Annotated in this window: 16 protein-coding genes; 7 read left to right on the top strand and 9 right to left on the bottom strand. The window is 73.1% G+C overall.

Going from position 1 to position 14848, the window contains the following annotated elements:
• The first annotated feature begins 46 nt into the window (after positions 1 to 46).
• Together NFX44_RS10310 and NFX44_RS10305 are read left to right on the top strand one after the other, a co-directional pair.
• Positions 47 to 595: a type 1 glutamine amidotransferase domain-containing protein gene (locus NFX44_RS10310; protein WP_262283281.1), complete on the top strand. Its 549-nt coding sequence runs from the start codon at positions 47 to 49 to the stop codon at positions 593 to 595.
• Between the two features lie 51 nt (positions 596 to 646).
• Positions 647 to 2320 carry an MDR family MFS transporter gene (locus NFX44_RS10305; protein ID WP_262283280.1) on the top strand — a complete coding sequence of 558 codons (1674 nt, stop codon included), beginning with the start codon at positions 647 to 649 and terminating at the stop codon, positions 2318 to 2320.
• Positions 2321 to 2347: 27 nt separating this feature from the next.
• On the opposite strand, the gene NFX44_RS10300 is transcribed toward NFX44_RS10305, so the two are convergent.
• Positions 2348 to 3247 carry a LysR family transcriptional regulator gene (locus NFX44_RS10300; RefSeq protein WP_262283279.1) on the bottom strand — a complete coding sequence of 300 codons (900 nt, stop codon included), beginning with the start codon at positions 3245 to 3247 and terminating at the stop codon, positions 2348 to 2350.
• 84 nt (positions 3248 to 3331) lie between these two features.
• On the opposite strand from NFX44_RS10300, the gene NFX44_RS10295 reads away from it, so the two are divergent.
• Positions 3332 to 4228 carry a DMT family transporter gene (locus NFX44_RS10295; protein WP_262283278.1) on the top strand — a complete coding sequence of 299 codons (897 nt, stop codon included), beginning with the start codon at positions 3332 to 3334 and terminating at the stop codon, positions 4226 to 4228.
• On the opposite strand, the gene NFX44_RS10290 is transcribed toward NFX44_RS10295, so the two are convergent.
• Positions 4221 to 4712: an NUDIX domain-containing protein gene (locus NFX44_RS10290; protein WP_262283277.1), complete on the bottom strand. Its 492-nt coding sequence runs from the start codon at positions 4710 to 4712 to the stop codon at positions 4221 to 4223. The genes NFX44_RS10295 and NFX44_RS10290 overlap by 8 nt on opposite strands.
• A gap of 84 nt (positions 4713 to 4796) precedes the next feature.
• Between NFX44_RS10290 and NFX44_RS10285 the strand changes: the two genes are divergently transcribed.
• Entirely contained in the window at positions 4797 to 6446 is a 1650-nt protein-coding gene (locus NFX44_RS10285) for a fatty acid--CoA ligase (RefSeq protein WP_262283276.1), read from the top strand.
• 170 nt (positions 6447 to 6616) lie between these two features.
• Here the strand turns inward: NFX44_RS10285 and NFX44_RS10280 are convergent, their stop codons facing one another.
• The 6 genes from NFX44_RS10280 to NFX44_RS10255 all read right to left on the bottom strand — a co-directional run bounded on the left by NFX44_RS10280 (position 6617) and on the right by NFX44_RS10255 (position 11242).
• Positions 6617 to 7630: an NADPH:quinone reductase gene (locus tag NFX44_RS10280; RefSeq protein ID WP_262283275.1), complete on the bottom strand. Its 1014-nt coding sequence runs from the start codon at positions 7628 to 7630 to the stop codon at positions 6617 to 6619.
• 165 nt (positions 7631 to 7795) lie between these two features.
• On the bottom strand, positions 7796 to 8545 hold the full coding sequence (locus NFX44_RS10275) for a MerR family transcriptional regulator (RefSeq protein WP_262283274.1): 750 nt from the start codon (positions 8543 to 8545) through the stop codon (positions 7796 to 7798).
• Positions 8546 to 8611: 66 nt separating this feature from the next.
• The gene (locus NFX44_RS10270; RefSeq protein ID WP_262283273.1) at positions 8612 to 9271 is read right to left on the bottom strand and encodes an HAD family phosphatase; all 660 of its coding nucleotides are present in this window, start codon (positions 9269 to 9271) and stop codon (positions 8612 to 8614) included.
• Between the two features lie 27 nt (positions 9272 to 9298).
• The gene (locus tag NFX44_RS10265; protein WP_262283272.1) at positions 9299 to 9559 is read right to left on the bottom strand and encodes a YciI family protein; all 261 of its coding nucleotides are present in this window, start codon (positions 9557 to 9559) and stop codon (positions 9299 to 9301) included.
• A gap of 25 nt (positions 9560 to 9584) precedes the next feature.
• Positions 9585 to 10442: a hypothetical protein gene (locus NFX44_RS10260; protein ID WP_262283561.1), complete on the bottom strand. Its 858-nt coding sequence runs from the start codon at positions 10440 to 10442 to the stop codon at positions 9585 to 9587.
• A gap of 140 nt (positions 10443 to 10582) precedes the next feature.
• Entirely contained in the window at positions 10583 to 11242 is a 660-nt protein-coding gene (locus NFX44_RS10255) for an FKBP-type peptidyl-prolyl cis-trans isomerase (protein WP_262283271.1), read from the bottom strand.
• Between the two features lie 172 nt (positions 11243 to 11414).
• Here NFX44_RS10255 and NFX44_RS10250 point away from each other — a divergent pair, with 172 nt between their 5' ends.
• Positions 11415 to 11807 carry a PPOX class F420-dependent oxidoreductase gene (locus tag NFX44_RS10250; protein WP_262283270.1) on the top strand — a complete coding sequence of 131 codons (393 nt, stop codon included), beginning with the start codon at positions 11415 to 11417 and terminating at the stop codon, positions 11805 to 11807.
• A 50-nt stretch (positions 11808 to 11857) separates the two neighbouring features.
• Here the strand turns inward: NFX44_RS10250 and NFX44_RS10245 are convergent, their stop codons facing one another.
• Positions 11858 to 12883 (bottom strand): Ku protein, encoded by a 1026-nt coding sequence (locus NFX44_RS10245; protein WP_262283269.1) that lies wholly within the window; start codon positions 12881 to 12883, stop codon positions 11858 to 11860.
• A gap of 85 nt (positions 12884 to 12968) precedes the next feature.
• On the opposite strand from NFX44_RS10245, the gene ligD (NFX44_RS10240) reads away from it, so the two are divergent.
• The gene (ligD, locus tag NFX44_RS10240) at positions 12969 to 13907 is read left to right on the top strand and encodes a non-homologous end-joining DNA ligase (protein WP_262283268.1); all 939 of its coding nucleotides are present in this window, start codon (positions 12969 to 12971) and stop codon (positions 13905 to 13907) included.
• Positions 13897 to 14811: a non-homologous end-joining DNA ligase gene (ligD, locus tag NFX44_RS10235; protein WP_262283267.1), complete on the top strand. Its 915-nt coding sequence runs from the start codon at positions 13897 to 13899 to the stop codon at positions 14809 to 14811. Before ligD (NFX44_RS10240) ends, ligD (NFX44_RS10235) begins: the two co-directional genes overlap by 11 nt.
• The last annotated feature ends 37 nt before the right edge of the window (positions 14812 to 14848 follow it).

Below are 14848 nucleotides of genomic sequence, written 5' to 3'. Positions count from 1 at the left end.
CAGTCCCGGGAACGGGTGCAGACACACCCCGGAGAGGAGAACCACCATGGCAGCGACACTGCAGGGCAAGCGGATCGCGTTCCTGGCCGCCGACGGCGTCGAGGAGGTCGAGTACGTCAAGCCCCGCGAGGCGGTGGAGAACGCCGGCGCCCGGGTGGAGCTGGTCTCGATCGAGTCCGGTTCGATCCAGGCCTTCAACCACCTCGACCACGGCAAGCAGTACCCGGTCGACGTGACGACCAAGGAAGCGGACGCGGGGGCGTACGACGCGCTGGTGCTGCCCGGCGGCGTGGCGAACCCGGACTTCCTGCGGACCGACCCGGACGCGGTGCGGTTCGTGAAGTCGTTCTTCGAGACCGGCAAGCCGGTCGGCGTGATCTGCCACGGCCCGTGGACGCTTGTCGAGGCGGACGTGGTGCGCGGCCGCACGATCACCTCCTGGCCGAGCCTGCGCACCGACCTCAGCAACGCCGGCGCGAACTGGGTCGACCAGGAGGTCGTCACCGACAACGGCCTGGTGAGCAGCCGCAAGCCGGACGACCTGCCGGCCTTCTGCGACAAGATCGTCGAGGAGTTCGCCGAGGGAAGGCACTGACTTCTTCTCCCACCGGGGGCATGATCCGCCCCCGGTGGGAAAGGAAGCGGGATGACAGCCCAGGCCGCTCGTCCCGTGCTGCACGCCCGCCAGATCCGCCTGCTGATGCTCGGCCTGATGACCGGCATGCTGCTGGCGGCGCTCGACCAGACCATCGTCGGCACCGCGTTGCCCACCATCGTCGGGGAGCTGGGCGGGATCAACCACTACTCGTGGGTGGTCACCGCGTACCTGCTCGCCTCCACGGCCTCGACGCCGCTGTACGGCAAGATGGCCGACCTGTACGGGCGCCGTCCGGTCTTCCTCTTCTCGATCGGCACGTTCCTGCTCGGTTCGCTGCTGGCCGGCCTCTCGCAGAACATGACCCAGCTGATCATCACCCGGGGTGTGCAGGGTATCGGCGCGGGCGGCCTGCTGACGCTGGCGTTCACCATCATCTCGGACGTGGTGTCACCCCGGGAGCGTGGCCGCTACCAGGGCCTGTTCGGCGCGGTCTTCGGCATCTCCTCGGTCGCCGGCCCGCTGGTCGGCGGCTACTTCGCGGAGACCAACTGGCGGTGGATCTTCTACATCAACGTGCCGCTGGCCATCCTCGCCATCGTGGTCTGCTACCACGTCATGCGGCTGGTCCCGTTCCAGCGGCGGGAGCACACCGTCGACTGGATCGGCGCCGGGCTGCTGGTGGCCGGGGTGAGCTGCCTGCTGCTCGCGTTGAGCTGGGGCGGCAACGAGTACGCCTGGGGCTCCGGCGTGATCATCGGCCTGTTCGTGGCCGGGGCGGTGCTCGGCGTGCTGTTCGTGCTCCAGGAGGCCCGGGTACGCGAGCCGATCCTGCCGCTGCGGCTGTTCCGCAGCCCCACCTTCGCGCTGGCAAACTCGGCGGGCTTCGTGCTCGGTCTGGTGATGTTCGGGTCGATCATCTTCATCCCCCTCTACCTCCAGATCGTCAAGGGCGCCTCGCCGACCAAGAGCGGTCTGCTCATGCTGCCGATGATGGCCGGCATCATCTTCACCTCTATCCTCACCGGGCGGGCGATGAGCCGGATCGGCCGGTACAAGTGGTTCCCGGTGGCCGGCGCGACCGTGCTGGTCGCCGGCATGCTGCTGTTCCGGCAGCTCCAGGTGGCCACCTCGCTCTGGGCGGCATTCGGCTACATGGTGGTGATCGGCGTCGGGCTGGGCCTGTGCATGCAGTCGCTGATCCTGGGCGTGCAGAACGCCGTCGACCCGCGCGACCTGGGCGCGGGCACCTCCTCGGCGACGTTCTTCCGCTCGCTGGGCGGCTCGTTCGGCGTGGCCATCCTGGGCGCGGTGCTGTCGTCCCGGCTCAGCAGCGAGCTGGCCGGCCGGCTCCCGGCGGCGATCGCCCAGCTCCCGCCGGACCAGCGGGCGGCCGTGGCGGCGAGCGGCGGCGCCAACGTCTCGATCAACGACCCGGCGACCGTCCTGGCGCTGCCCGGGCCGGTGCGGGCCGCCATCCAGGCCTCGTTCGTCGAGTCGCTGCACCTGGTCTTCCTGACCACCGGGCTGATCGCCATCCTGGCCGTGCTGGTCACCCTGCTGATGCCGAACGAGCAGCTGCGCGGCGCCGGCCCGCAGGGCTCGACGGGCGGCGCCGACCCGCTCGGCGGCACGGCCGCCGCCCCGGGCGGCAAGCCCCTCACCAGGGAGTCGAAGGAGGAGGCCGCCGCCGACATGGAGTCCAAGTCGCAGACGATGCTCTGACCGGCGCCCCGCGGGCGCGGCGGTGGGTCACCCGGCGTCGCGCGGCGGTGCGGTGAGCAGGTCGAGGATCAGCGCCAGCGGCGGCCACGCCGCCCGGCCGCGGCGGGTCACCGCGTGGGCGCGCAGCAGGGCCTGTGGTCCGGTCAGCGGCAGCAGGCGTACGCCGGCCGCGGTGGGCTGGTCGCCGGGGAGCAGACCGACGCCGAGCCCTGCGACGACGAGGTCCTGGACCAGGTCGAGGCTGTCCGCCCGGTGCGTGATCCGGGGCTCGAAGCCCGCCATCGAGGCGATGGTCCGGACCACGGCCTCGTCGGCCGTGTTGCGCGAGTTGACGATCCAGTCCGCGTCGCGGAACCGGTCGAAGACGGCCGGGGCGTCGGCCGCCGGGCCGGGGGGCGCGCCGGCCGGCACCCCGAGGTGCCACGCCGCCGACCACAGCGGCGTGACGTCCAGCGCCGGGTCCGGCGAGAGCGGAGCCAGGTTGTAGTCGTAGGTCAGCGCGAGGTCGACGTCGTCGGCCGCGAGCGCCGCGTACGCCTCGGCCGGCTCGTGCTCGTGGATGCGGAGGCGCACTCCGGGATGGTCCGCCGCCAGCCGGGCGGTGAGCGGCAGCAGCGAGCGCCGGACGGCGGTGGCGAAGCCGGCGACGCGGACGGTGCCGGCCGGGTCGGCCCGCGGGTCCAGGTCGAGCCGGGCCGCGTCGACCGCGGCGAGGATCGTCACGGCGTGTTCAGCCAGCCGGCGCCCGGCCGGGGTGAGCCGGACGCGGCGGCCGTGCGGCTCGACCAGCTCGGTGCCCACCTCCCGGGCCAGCACGGTGAGCTGCTGCGACACCGTCGACGTGGTGACGTGCAGCTCGTCGGCGACCTGGCGCATCGAGCCGAGCCGGGCCAGTTCCCGCAGCAGGCGCAGGCGACGGAGGTCCATGGCGCAGATTGTTCATGATTGCCGAATGGTTCGTCCAGGAATGGCACGTGGACGTGAGCGGTCCGGACCGGTTCTACTGTCGGCATGAGCACCGCGACTCCGGCCCGCGCCGGCACCGCCATGGCCGTCGCCTCCATGACCTGCGTCCAGCTCGGGCTGGCCGCCTCGGTGGGCCTCTTCGACCGGGTCGGTCCGGAGGGTGCCGCCTGGCTCCGGCTGGCCTGGGCGGGGGTGCTGCTGGCGGTCGTGGTCCGGCCCCGCCCGTCGGGGTTCACCCGCTCCGCCCTGTGGGCCTGCGTGGCGCTCGGTGTGGTGACGGCCGGCGTCACCATGCTGTTCATGGCGGCGGTGGCCCGGCTGCCGCTGGGCACGGCCAGCGCCCTGGAGTTCCTCGGGCCGCTGGGCGTGGCCGTGGCGCGTGGCCGGGGCGGCGCCAAGCTCTGGCCGGCGCTCGCGGCGGTCGGGGTGCTGCTGCTCACCGAGCCGTGGCACGGCGGCGCGGACCCGGTCGGGGTGGCGTACGCGCTCGGGGCGGGGGCCTGCTGGGCCGCCTACATCCTGCTCACCCAGCGGGTGGGCGACGAGGTCTCGGGCATCCGCGGCCTGGCGGTCTCCATGCCGGTGGCCGCCCTGGTCGCCACCGTGGTGGTCGGCCCGTCGGTGTTCGGCGACCTGACCTGGCCGGTGCTCCTGGCCGGTTTGGGGCTGGCCGTGCTGCTGCCCGTCGTCCCCTTCGTGCTGGAGCTGCTGGCGCTGCGCCGGCTCACCACCGCCGCGTTCGGCACGCTGATGAGCCTGGAGCCCGCCATCGCCCTGGTGGTCGGCCTGGTCGCGCTCGGTCAGGTGCCCGGCCCCGGCGCGGTGGCCGGCATCGCCTTCGTGGTGGTGGCCGGGATCGGCGCGGAACGGTCCGGCGCGCGGACCGGCCCGGCCGGGACGGCCTCCGACGGGCGGCCCGTGGCGGCCGGCGCCGTCACTTGAGGATGAGGCGGTTCGTCTGCTCGAAGACGTCCAGGTCGGCGAGGGTCTCGACGACGCTGCCGGAGAGCGGGGTGGGCAGCTCCTGCGGGGGGAAGAAGCCCGCGTCGGTCGTCTCGTCGGTCATCCGGGTCAGCTCGCCGTCCCACTCCTCGACCCGGAACGCCGTGGTGAAGACCTGGTAGGTGTGCCCGTACATGTTGGTGCTGGTGAAGTCGGGGCCGGTGTAGAGGGCGAACGCGCACACCCGCAGGGCACGCAGGCCGGTCTCCTCGCGGACCTCCCGGACGGCGCAGTCGGCGATCGACTCGCCCAGCTCCATGGCGCCGGCCGGCAACGCCCACTGGCCGTTGTCCGAGCGGCGGATCAGCAGCACCCGGGCGGCGTTGTCGCGCACCACGGCGCGGGCGCCGACGAACATCAGGGTGCGGTCACCGGCCAGGGCCCGGAGCTGCCCCACGTACGAGTCGGCCCACGAGATGCTCACCCGGACAATCTACGCAGCTTCCCCGGCCGGCTCGGCCGTTCCGGGGGTTCCGCTCGTGTGACCGGCGACACTACCTTGTTACCCATGCGTAGCACGATGATGGACGCCCCCCTCCAGGTCGCCCGGATCCTCGAACACGGCACCACCGTGCACGGCACGGCCGAGGTCGTCACCTGGACCGGCGCCGAGCCCCGCCGGATGACGTACGCCGAGGTCGGCAGGACGGCCGCCCGGCTGGCCCACGCGCTGCGCGACGAGTGCGGGGTGACCGGCGACGAGCGGGTCGCCACCTTCATGTGGAACAACAACGAGCACCTGGTGGCCTACTTCGCCGTGCCGAGCATGGGCGCGGTGCTGCACACCCTCAACATCCGGCTCTTCCCGGACCAGGTCGCCTACATCGCCAACCACGCCGAGGACCGGGTGGTGCTTGTCGACACCACGCTCATCCCGCTGCTGGCCCGGGTGATCGGCGAGATGACCACGGTGCGGCACGTCGTGGTGGTCGGCGGCGGCGACCCGGCCCCGCTGGTGGCCGCGGCCGGGGACCGGATCGCCGTCCACCACTGGGACGCCCTGCTGGCCGACCGGCCGGACACCTACGCGTGGCCCGAGGTGGACGAGCGCGACGCCGCCGCGCTCTGCTACACGTCCGGGACCACCGGCAACCCCAAGGGGGTCGCCTACTCGCACCGCTCGATCTACCTGCACTCGCTCCAGGTCTGCATGCCGGAGGGCTTCGGCCTCGGCCCGAAGGACCGCGAGCTGGCCATCGTGCCGATGTTCCACGCGATGTCCTGGGGCCTGCCCTTCGCGGCGTTCCTCTCCGGGGCGTCGCTGATCATGCCGGACCGGTTCCTCCAGGCCGAGCCGATCGCCGCCATGATCGCCGCCGAACGCCCCACCCTGGCCGGCGCGGTGCCGACCATCTGGACCGACCTGCTGGCCTACCTGGACAGCCACGACGTGGACACCTCCTCGCTGACGGAGGTGATCGTGGGCGGCTCGGCCTGCCCGCCGTCGCTCATGCACGCCTTCCAGGAGCGGCACGGGATCGAGGTCATCCATGCCTGGGGCATGACCGAGATGTCGCCGCTGGGCTCGGTCTCCCGGCCGCCGGCCGGCGCGACCGGCGAAACGGCGTGGCGCTACCGCTACACCCAGGGCCGAGTGCCGGCCGGCGTGGCCGCGCGCATCGTCGGCCCGCTCGGAGAGCCGCTGCCCGCCGACGGCACGTCCGTGGGCGAGCTGGAGGTCCGCGGGCCGTGGGTGACCGCCCGGTACGTGGGCGACGAGACCCCGGACGAGGAGAAGTTCCGCGACGGCTGGCTGCGGACCGGGGACGTCGGCACGCTCTCGCCGGACGGCTACATCATGCTCACCGACCGCGCCAAGGACGTGATCAAGTCGGGCGGGGAGTGGATTTCCTCGGTCGAGCTGGAGAACGCGCTGATGGCGCACCCGGCGGTGCTGGAGGCGTGCGTGGTGGGCGTGCCGGACGAACGCTGGGACGAGCGGCCCCTCGCGACAGTGGTGGTCCGGGAGGGCGCCTCGGTCACCGCCGAGGAGCTGCGGGAGTTCCTGGCGAAGTCGGTGGCGCGCTGGCAGCTGCCGGAGCGGTGGGCGTTCATCGATTCGGTGCCGAAGACGAGCGTGGGCAAGTTCGACAAGAAGGTGGTGCGTTCCCGGTACGCGGACGGTGGTCTGGACGTGCGTGAACTGACCTCGCCGTAACACTTTCCGGCGTACCGTCGCCAGCACGGGTAGGAGCATTCCTCCCCAGAGGGCGGCCCCGGCGTTCGCACCGCGCCGGGGCCGCCCGTCCATGCGGGGCGACCCGCAATGTCATTCTCGCGAAACTTGTTCGTCTCTGTCCCGATGATGGCGAAATACGTTTCGCGTTCTCACGTGTCGCTGGTCGTGATGAGAACCTTGCCGACCACCGAGTTCTCCACCGCCTCGTGGGCTGCCCGGGCCGCGTCCAGCGTGTGGTGGTGCAGCGGCAGGCCGGCCTCCTCGCCCACCCGCACCGCGCCCTGGGCCACCGCCGCCGCGATGTCCGTCACCGCCTGCGCCTTGGCAGCCTTCGGCGCCGTGTAGATCAGCACGAACTGCCACCGGGCGTTCGGCATCATGAGCTGCCGGATCGGCAGGGTCACCTGCTCGCCGCCGTCGTCCGCGTAGACGCAGACCGCGCCCCCGGTGCGCAGCACCTGCACGTCGGCGGCGGCGTTGCGGGCGGCCGAGACCTCCACGATCGTGTGCACCCCGTCGGGCGCGATCTTGCGGACCTCCTCGGCCACGTCCTGCTCGCGGTAGTTGATGACGAAGCCCGCCCCGGCCGCCGCCGCGAGTTGCGCCTTCTCCGGGCTGCTCACCGTGGCGATCACGCACGCGTCGGCCCAGCGGGCCAACTGGATCGCCGCGTTCCCGACCGCGCCCGCCCCGCCCTGCACCAGCACCACGTGGTCGCTCAACGCGCCGGCGTGCAGCTTGTCCGGCATGAACTCGCCGGCCGTCAGGCAGCGGTGCGCGGTCATGAACGGGATGCCCAGCGCCGCGCCCAGGTCGAACGAGGCCGAGCCGAGGCTCACGGCGTGCCGGACCGGCACCACCGTGTACTCGCTCGCGGTGCCCCAGGGCCGCTGCCAGGCCGCCTCCCAGAGCCACACCCGCTCGCCCACGAGGATCTGGTCGACGCCCTCACCGACCGCCTCGATCACCCCGGCGCCGTCCTGCCCCGGGATCTGCCACCCCTGCGGCAGCGGCCAGGCGCGGCGGGCCTTCCAGTCGGTCGGGTTCACCCCGGCCACCGCCATCCGCACCAGCACCTCGCCGGGGCCCGGCTCCGGCACCGGCCGGTCCACCACCTGGAGCACCGAGGCGTCCCCGTTGCTCTCGTACACGATCGCCCTCATCGCCGTCCCTCCGCCGTCCTGCCGGCTGCGCTACCCGGACACCTCGCGATCATTCCGATCGGCAGCGCCCCGGAAACCGTACAACCGGGCGGTCGGCGGACAACGACCCTGTTGGTGGAACGCCATGGGTGCCAACCCTCGCCGCTGACACCCGTGGCGTTCCCCTCAGCCGGCGGCCGCCGCGCGCTTCACGTACTCGATCAGCTCGGGGGAGGGGCCGCCGTACTGCTCGGCGATCTCCGCGCTGTTCTCCGCCTGCATCCGGTAGAGCGAGTCACGCAGCCCCGGGTCCCCGCCGTGGAACGCTTCCAGCAGCTCCATCCAGCGCGCCGCCAGCGCCCGCACCCGCGGGTCCGCCGGGTCCGTCCCGGCGTCCAGCTCGGCCCGGACCCGGGCGATCAGCTCGGGCCACTCCGCCTCCACGCCGCGGATCGCGTCCTCGCCGAGCCGCTCCCGGCGCTGCGCCAACGCGGCCAGCTGCTCCTCGCTGAAGTAGTTCCGCACGGTGTCGTCCACCCTGGTCACCTCCTCGATCAGCGCGAGCAGGTCGACGGACGGGGCGTCCCCGGCGGCGCGGACGGCCGGCACCAGCGCGCTCAACCGGTCCCGCAGCCCGCCCAGCGCGGCGAGCTGCCGTTCCACGTGGGCCAGGTGCTCGCCGAGCAGCTCGGCCAGCTCCGGCCCGCCGCTCCCGCCACCGTCCAGCACCGTGCCGATGGTCTCCAGCGGCAGGCCCAGCTCGCGCAGCGCGACGATCCGGTACAGCCGGCCCACGTCCCGCTCGTCGTAGAGCCGGTGCCCCGTCGAGGTCCGGCCGGACGGCCGCAGCAGCCCCACGTGGTCCCAGTGGTGCAGGGTCCGGACCGTCAGCCCGGTACGCCGGCACAGCTCACCGATCCGCCAGGTGGACGCCACGTCCCACTCCCTCTCGCGTCACCGCGCCCTGCGGCGACCTGGGCGACGCTATGACCTGACGTCGCGTCAGGTGCAAGCCGCGCGTTCCACCACCTCGGGGGTCAGCGCGTCGATCGAGGGCAGCAGCACCGCCGCCAGGGCCTCGGCATCCGGATCGAGGGGGTAGGTACCGTGCGGCACCGCCACCACCCGGCACCCGGCGGCGGCCGCCGAGCGGACCCCGTTCGAGGAGTCCTCCACCGCCACACACCGGGACGGGTCGACACCGAGCCGCGCCGCCACCGCCAGCCACACGTCCGGCGCGGGCTTGCCCCGGGCGGTTTCCTCGGTCGACAGGGTCGCGCCGAATGCGCCGGCCAGGCCCGTCGCGTCCAGCGCCGCCGCGATCAGCCGGGTGGGGGAGGAACTGGCCAGCCCGAGCGGCCACCGCGCGGCCGTGCGCCGCACCACCGCGTCGGCGTCGTCGATAAGCGGTACGCGCTGCGCGTACCGCCGGGTCATCTCCGCCACCACCTCGGTGGCGACCTGCTCGGCGGTGCGGTCGACGCCCAGCTCACCGCTGAGGTACGCGGCCCACTCGCCGGTGCTCATCCCCATGAGCCGGCGCTGGGTGTCCGGCTGCCAGGTGCCCCCGTGCTCGGCCACGTACGCCCGCCGGACCTCCTCCCAGACGGGCTCGGAGTCCACGATCACGCCGTCCAGGTCGAAGAGCACCGCGTCCACCACGTACCCATCCTGCCGGACGGCCCGGAGTCAGGTCAGGAACGGCGCCCACTCCCGGACCCGGGTGACCTCCACGCCGGGGGTGGTGAAGTAGGCGTCGGCCGCGAGCAGGCGGTCCAGCTCCGGCCGGTCGGGCACGTCGAAGACCAGCACGGCGCCGGAGTCGCCGGCCAGCGGGCCGGCCATCCGGACGATGCCCTTCTCGTGCAGCTCGGTGAGGAGCGCGCGGTGGGCGGGGCGGGCGGCGAGCCGCTCCGGCGCCTCGGTGAACGCAAGTTCCACGATCCACATGCCCGGAAGGCTACGCCGCCGTCGCTCAGCGGGTGGGGCTCGTCGCGTCCGTGCGGACGCTGCGCTGCGCCGGCAGGCCGATCGGGGCCTGCGGCGGGATGATCGTGCGGCAGCGGGTCGCGATCGGTTCGAGCAGCTCGCGCAGCCGGGCGGTCCGCTCCGCGCCCAGCGCCCGCCACGGCCCCAGGGCCGCCCGGTCGGTGGCCTCCTCGACGGCCCGGAAGATCGCGGTGCCGTGCTCGGTCGGCCCCCGGTCAGCCGTCAGCCAGCCCGCCTCGACCAGCCGCTCCTCGGCGGCGGCCCACTCCTCGTCGGTCCAGCCCCGGGCCGGCTGGTGGAACTCGCGGGACTGGTCGACCCGGCACCGCCAGGCCACCACCTCCACCGGCGCCAGGCCGGTGCCGACCAGCGCCGCCACGTGCCCGTCGCCCCGGTGCTCGCGCAGCGTGGTGGCGGCCTGCCAGAGCCGGGCCAGCGGGTACTCGCCCCGGGGCAGCGCCGCGTTGACCGCGCCGAGCACCCGGCCGGCCGTCTCGACCCGGGCGGCCGCCTCCTCCAGCAGGTCGGCCGCCTCGACCAGGTGCGACTCGGGCAGCTCGTAGGTGAACTCGGCGAGCGCCTGCACGGCGCCGGTGAGCCGGGCGCGCAGCGCCTCCTCCGGGGTGGCCAGCCGCCACACCGAGGGCAGCGCCCGGGCCACCATCGACGGCGCGAAGCTGAAGAACGCGGCCACCACGGTCGGCGCGCCGACCGAACCGAGCGGGGCAGCCCGCCCCGCGAAGTAGCCCCGCCAGTAGCCGCGCAACCCGACCGCCTCGTACGCGGAGCGGGCCCGGGGGTGGAAGTAGGTCACCGCGTGGACCGGCTCGAAGTGCGTCCACATCAGCCGGGCCAGCCCGGTGTCGTCCAGCGCCGCCACGTGCACCTCCGCGTCGTCGGGCGGGTCGCCGCGGGCGGGGTGGACCGCCCGCGGTGACCATGAACCTACTGCCGCTGGGTGACCGGGCGAAAGCCTTCTGTGAGCTACTGCGCGGCGAGCACGTCCACGACGAAGCGCAGCGGGCCGGCCGGACGGCCGCCCGACGCGTCCTTGCCGTACGCCAGCTCGGCAGGGATGTCCAGCTGCACCCGGCTGCCGACCGGGACGCCCACCAGGCCCTGGTCCCAGCCCGGGATGACCTGCCCCACGCCGATCGGGAAGGTGGCCGGCTGGCCGTTGTTCCAGGAGGCGTCGAACTCCTTGCCGTCCTTGTAGAAGACGCCCACGTAGTTCGTGGTGATCTGCTGGCCCGCCTTGACCGCCGGGCCCTTGCCCTTGATCAGGGTGGTGACGCCGAGCTTGGTCAGCTCGCCCTTGCCCGCCTCGACGGTCGGCTTGGTCTTCAGCGCCGGGTCGAGGTCGGCGGGAAGCTGCTGCTCCGGAGCGGCGGTGGGCTCGGCCGGGACCGTCGCGCTGGGCGTGGCGGAGGTGCTCGCCGTCTTGTCGTCGTCGCCGTTGTTGAGCCAGACGATGCCGGCGATCAGGGCCGCGACGGCGATCACACCGGCGGCGGCGCCCAGCATCGACTGCCGGCGGCGCCTCGCCTCGGCGGCCTTCTTGGCCGCCAGCTGGGCGGCCAGTCGCCGCTCCGCCTTGGTGCCCGGGCTCTGGCCCGCCGACCGGTTCTCCACGCGCTCGCTCACGTCGACTCCCTGCTGGGTGGGTGGGTGCGCCTCCGACGGGCCGCCGCCGAGGCCAGCGCACACGGTACCCGCCCGGACGCCCGCGGTGCTCCCTCGGCCGGATGGATCCCGGCAAGCCGACCCCGGCGGGAACAAGGGTGACGACCGGGCCCGCGGGGGTAGGTTCTCGACCATGGCGATCCTCACCGAAGAAGACCTGGCCCTGCTCGCCGAACCGCAGCTCGCCCACGTGGCGACCATCGAGGTCGACGGCACCCCGCACGTCACCCCGGTGTGGGTGGACACCGACGGTGAGCACATCGTCTTCAACACGGCCAAGGGCCGCCAGAAGTACGTCAACATCGCCCGCAACCCGGTGGTCGCTGTGTCGGTGGTGGACAAGGCGGACGACTTCCGCACCCTCTGGGTCAAGGGCACCGCGGACTTCGTCACCGAGGGGGCGGACGCGCACATCGACCGGATGGCGCAGAAGTACCTGGGGCAGGAGACCTACCCGTTCCGCCGCCCCGGCGAGGAGCGGGTGATCGTCCGCATCACCCCGACGGAGAAGCTCGGCCGCGGCTGACGGGAAAGGACGGCCCCCTCCGGCACCGGATGGGCCCTTCCTGGCCGGGGTCAGGCGGTCTTGCGGGGGGCGGCCTTCTTTTCGGCCGCCTTCTTGGCGGGGGCCTTCTTCGCCGTGGCCTTCTTCTCGGCCGGCTCGGCCTTCTTCTCCGCCGCCTTCTTGGCGGGGGCCTTCTTTGCCGTGGCCTTCTTCTCGGCCGCCTTCTTGGCCGGCGCCTTCGTGGCCTTGGCCGCCTTCTGCGCCGAGCGCGCCGCCGAGATCGGGGTCGGCTCGCCCGCCCCGCCCTCCGGCGCCTCGCCCCGGGCCGCCCGGGCCCGCTCGACCGACGCCTTCAGGGCGGCCATCAGGTCCACGGCGGCGGCCGGCGCGGCCTCTTCCTCCTCTGGCTGGACCACCTCGCGGCCCTCGACCTTCGCGTCGATGACCTCCTGCAACGCCGCCCGGTAGTCGTCGGTGAAGGCGTCCGGTTCGAACTCGCCGGCCATCGAGTCGATCAGCGAACTGGCCATCGCCAGCTCCGGCGGGCGTACCTTGAGGTCCTCGTCGAGAAAGCCGAAGTCGGGCTGGCGCACCTCGTCCGGCCACAGCATGGTGTTGAGCAGCAGCACGCCCTCGCGGACCCGCAGGGTGGCGAGCTGCTCGCGCTGGCGCAGCGCCACCTTGACGATCGCCACCCGCTCCGAGTCGGCGAGCGCGTCGCGCAGCAGCACGTACGGCTTGGTGGCCGAGCCCTCGGGCTCCAGGAAGTACGCCTTGTTGTAGAGGATCGGGTCGACCTGCTCGGCCGGCACGAACTCCAGCACGTCGATGGCGTGCGAGGTGGTCAGTGGCAGCTCGGCGAAGTCCTCGTCGGTGAGGATGACCATCTCGCCGCCGCCGATGTCGTAGCCCTTGGCGATGTCGTCGTAGGTGACCTCCTCGCCGCAGACCGAGCAGGTGCGCTTGTACCGGATGCGGCCGCCGTCCTCGCGGTGCACCTGATGGAAGCGGATGTCCTTCTCCTCGGTGGCCGAGTAGACCTTCACCCCGATCGACACCAGGCCGAACGACACCGCTCCTTTCCAGATCGCCCGCATGACGCGCTCCTCTCCCCGGTTCTGACCAGAATCGCAAATGATCGAACGGGACGCACGCGCTTCCGCACGCAACTACAGTCATGAGGTGCCCGGCGCGCCGTTGAAGCCGATGCTCGCGATGACCGGGCAGCTCCCGGCCGGTGACGCCTGGGCGTACGAGTTCAAGTGGGACGGAGTCCGCGCGCTCGCCGACATCAGCCGCGGCCACCAGCACCTGTACGCCCGCTCCGGCGTCGAGATCACCACCGCGTACCCGGAGCTGATCCCCTTGGCCGAGCAGGTCGACGACGCCCTGCTGGACGGCGAGGTGGTGCTGTTCACCGACGGCCAGCCCTCGTTCACCGCGCTCGCCGAGCGGATGCACGTCCGCAACGCGGCCAAGGCGGCCCGGCTCGCGGCGACCGTCCCCGTCACGTACATGATCTTCGACGTGCTCCGGCTGCGCGGCGCGGACCTGACCGGCCGGCCCTACCGGGAGCGGCGCGCCGCGCTGGAGTCCCTGGGGCTCGGGGCCGCCCGGTGGGCGGTGCCGCCGGTCTTCGCCGACGGGCCGGCCACCTACGCGGCGGCCGGCGAGCACGGCCTGGAGGGGGTGATGGCCAAGCGGGTCGACGCGGTCTACCGGCCGGGGGTGCGCTCGCCGGACTGGGTGAAGGTCAAGCTGGAGGTGACCGGCGACTTCGTGGTCGGCGGCTGGCGGCCCGGCGCGCGGAAGGTCGGCGGCCTGCTGGTCGGGGTGCCCCGGCCGGACGGTCGGCTCACCTACCGGGGGCGGGTCGGCGGCGGGATCGGCGCGGCCCTCGAACGCGAACTGCTGCGCGAGCTGGAGCCGCTGCGCACCGCCGGGTCGCCGTTCGCCGGGGACGTGCCGCGCGAGGATGCCCGCGGCGCGAACTGGGTAACTCCTCAGGTCGTGGTGGAGGTCAAGTACGGCCAGCGCACCCCCGACGGCCGGCTGCGCTTCCCCCGGATCCTGCGCCTGCGCCCCGACAAGCCGGCCGAGGAGGTCGAGGATGCCAGCTGATCGTCTCAAGGTGGAGGTGGAGGGCCGCTCGCTGGAGCTGTCCAACCTGGACAAGGTGCTCTACCCGAAGGCCGGCTTCACCAAGGGCGAGGTGATCGACTACTACACCCGCATCGCCCCGGTGCTGCTGCCGCACCTGCGGGACCGGGCGCTGACCCGGATCCGCTACCCCAACGGCGTCGACGGCGGCTCGTTCTTCGAGAAGAACGCGCCCGCCGCCACCCCCGACTGGGTACGCACCGAGAACCTGCCCGCCCCCGGGTCGAGCAAGGGGCGGGAGACCATCGACTACGTGGTGGCCGACGACCTGCCCACGCTGGTCTGGCTGGCCAACCTCGCCGCCCTGGAGCTGCATACGCCGCAGTGGAAGGTCGGCGAGCACCCGGACATGATGGTGGTCGACCTGGACCCGGGCGCCCCGGCCGGGCTGCGGCAGTGCTGCCAGGTAGCGCTGCTCATGCGGGACCGGCTGGCCGCCGACGGCATCGAGTCGTACCCGAAGACGTCGGGGAAGAAGGGCATGCAGCTCTGCTGCCCGATCGCGGGCACGCAGGACGCCGACGACGTGTCGGCGTACGCCAGGCGGATCGCGCAGGAGCTGGAGAAGGAGCAGCCGAAGCAGATCGTCTCGAAGATGGCGAAGAACCTGCGCCCCGGGAAGGTCTTCATCGACTGGAGCCAGAACAACGCGGCCAAGACGACGGTGGCGCCGTACTCGCTGCGCGCCCAGGACGTGCCCTCGGCGTCCACCCCGCTGACCTGGGACGAGGTCGAGGCGGGCGCGGCCGGCAAGCGGCCGTCGACGAAGCCGTACACGGCCACCGAGGTGCTGAAGCGGGTGGAGAAGCAGGGCGACCTGCTGGCCCCCCTCCTGGAGGGCGGGCCCGAGCTGCCGCTGCGCTGACCCGGCGCCCACCCCGGGCGGAGTGGACGCCGGGCCG

It is taken from the genome of Micromonospora sp. MA102, assembly GCF_025460765.1.
GTDB classification, from domain to species: Bacteria; Actinomycetota; Actinomycetes; order Mycobacteriales; family Micromonosporaceae; genus Micromonospora; species Micromonospora halotolerans.
The sequence above is the reverse complement of the archived record's forward strand: the minus strand, read 5'-3'. Positions and strand labels throughout refer to the sequence as shown.

Bases quoted from the DNA above. Each gene is read 5' to 3' on its own strand.
- ligD (WP_262283267.1), top strand. From the start codon at position 13,897: ATGCCAGCTGATCGTCTCAAGGTGGAGGTGGAGGGCCGCTCGCTGGAG.
- NFX44_RS10300 (WP_262283279.1), bottom strand. From the start codon at position 3,247: ATGGACCTCCGTCGCCTGCGCCTGCTGCGGGAACTGGCCCGGCTCGGC.
- NFX44_RS10260 (WP_262283561.1), bottom strand. From the start codon at position 10,442: ATGTGGACGCACTTCGAGCCGGTCCACGCGGTGACCTACTTCCACCCC.
- NFX44_RS10295 (WP_262283278.1), top strand. From the start codon at position 3,332: ATGAGCACCGCGACTCCGGCCCGCGCCGGCACCGCCATGGCCGTCGCC.
- NFX44_RS10305 (WP_262283280.1), top strand. From the start codon at position 647: ATGACAGCCCAGGCCGCTCGTCCCGTGCTGCACGCCCGCCAGATCCGC.
- NFX44_RS10280 (WP_262283275.1), bottom strand. From the start codon at position 7,630: ATGAGGGCGATCGTGTACGAGAGCAACGGGGACGCCTCGGTGCTCCAG.
- NFX44_RS10285 (WP_262283276.1), top strand. From the start codon at position 4,797: ATGCGTAGCACGATGATGGACGCCCCCCTCCAGGTCGCCCGGATCCTC.
- NFX44_RS10310 (WP_262283281.1), top strand. From the start codon at position 47: ATGGCAGCGACACTGCAGGGCAAGCGGATCGCGTTCCTGGCCGCCGAC.
- NFX44_RS10265 (WP_262283272.1), bottom strand. From the start codon at position 9,559: ATGTGGATCGTGGAACTTGCGTTCACCGAGGCGCCGGAGCGGCTCGCC.
- NFX44_RS10250 (WP_262283270.1), top strand. From the start codon at position 11,415: ATGGCGATCCTCACCGAAGAAGACCTGGCCCTGCTCGCCGAACCGCAG.
- NFX44_RS10245 (WP_262283269.1), bottom strand. From the start codon at position 12,883: ATGCGGGCGATCTGGAAAGGAGCGGTGTCGTTCGGCCTGGTGTCGATC.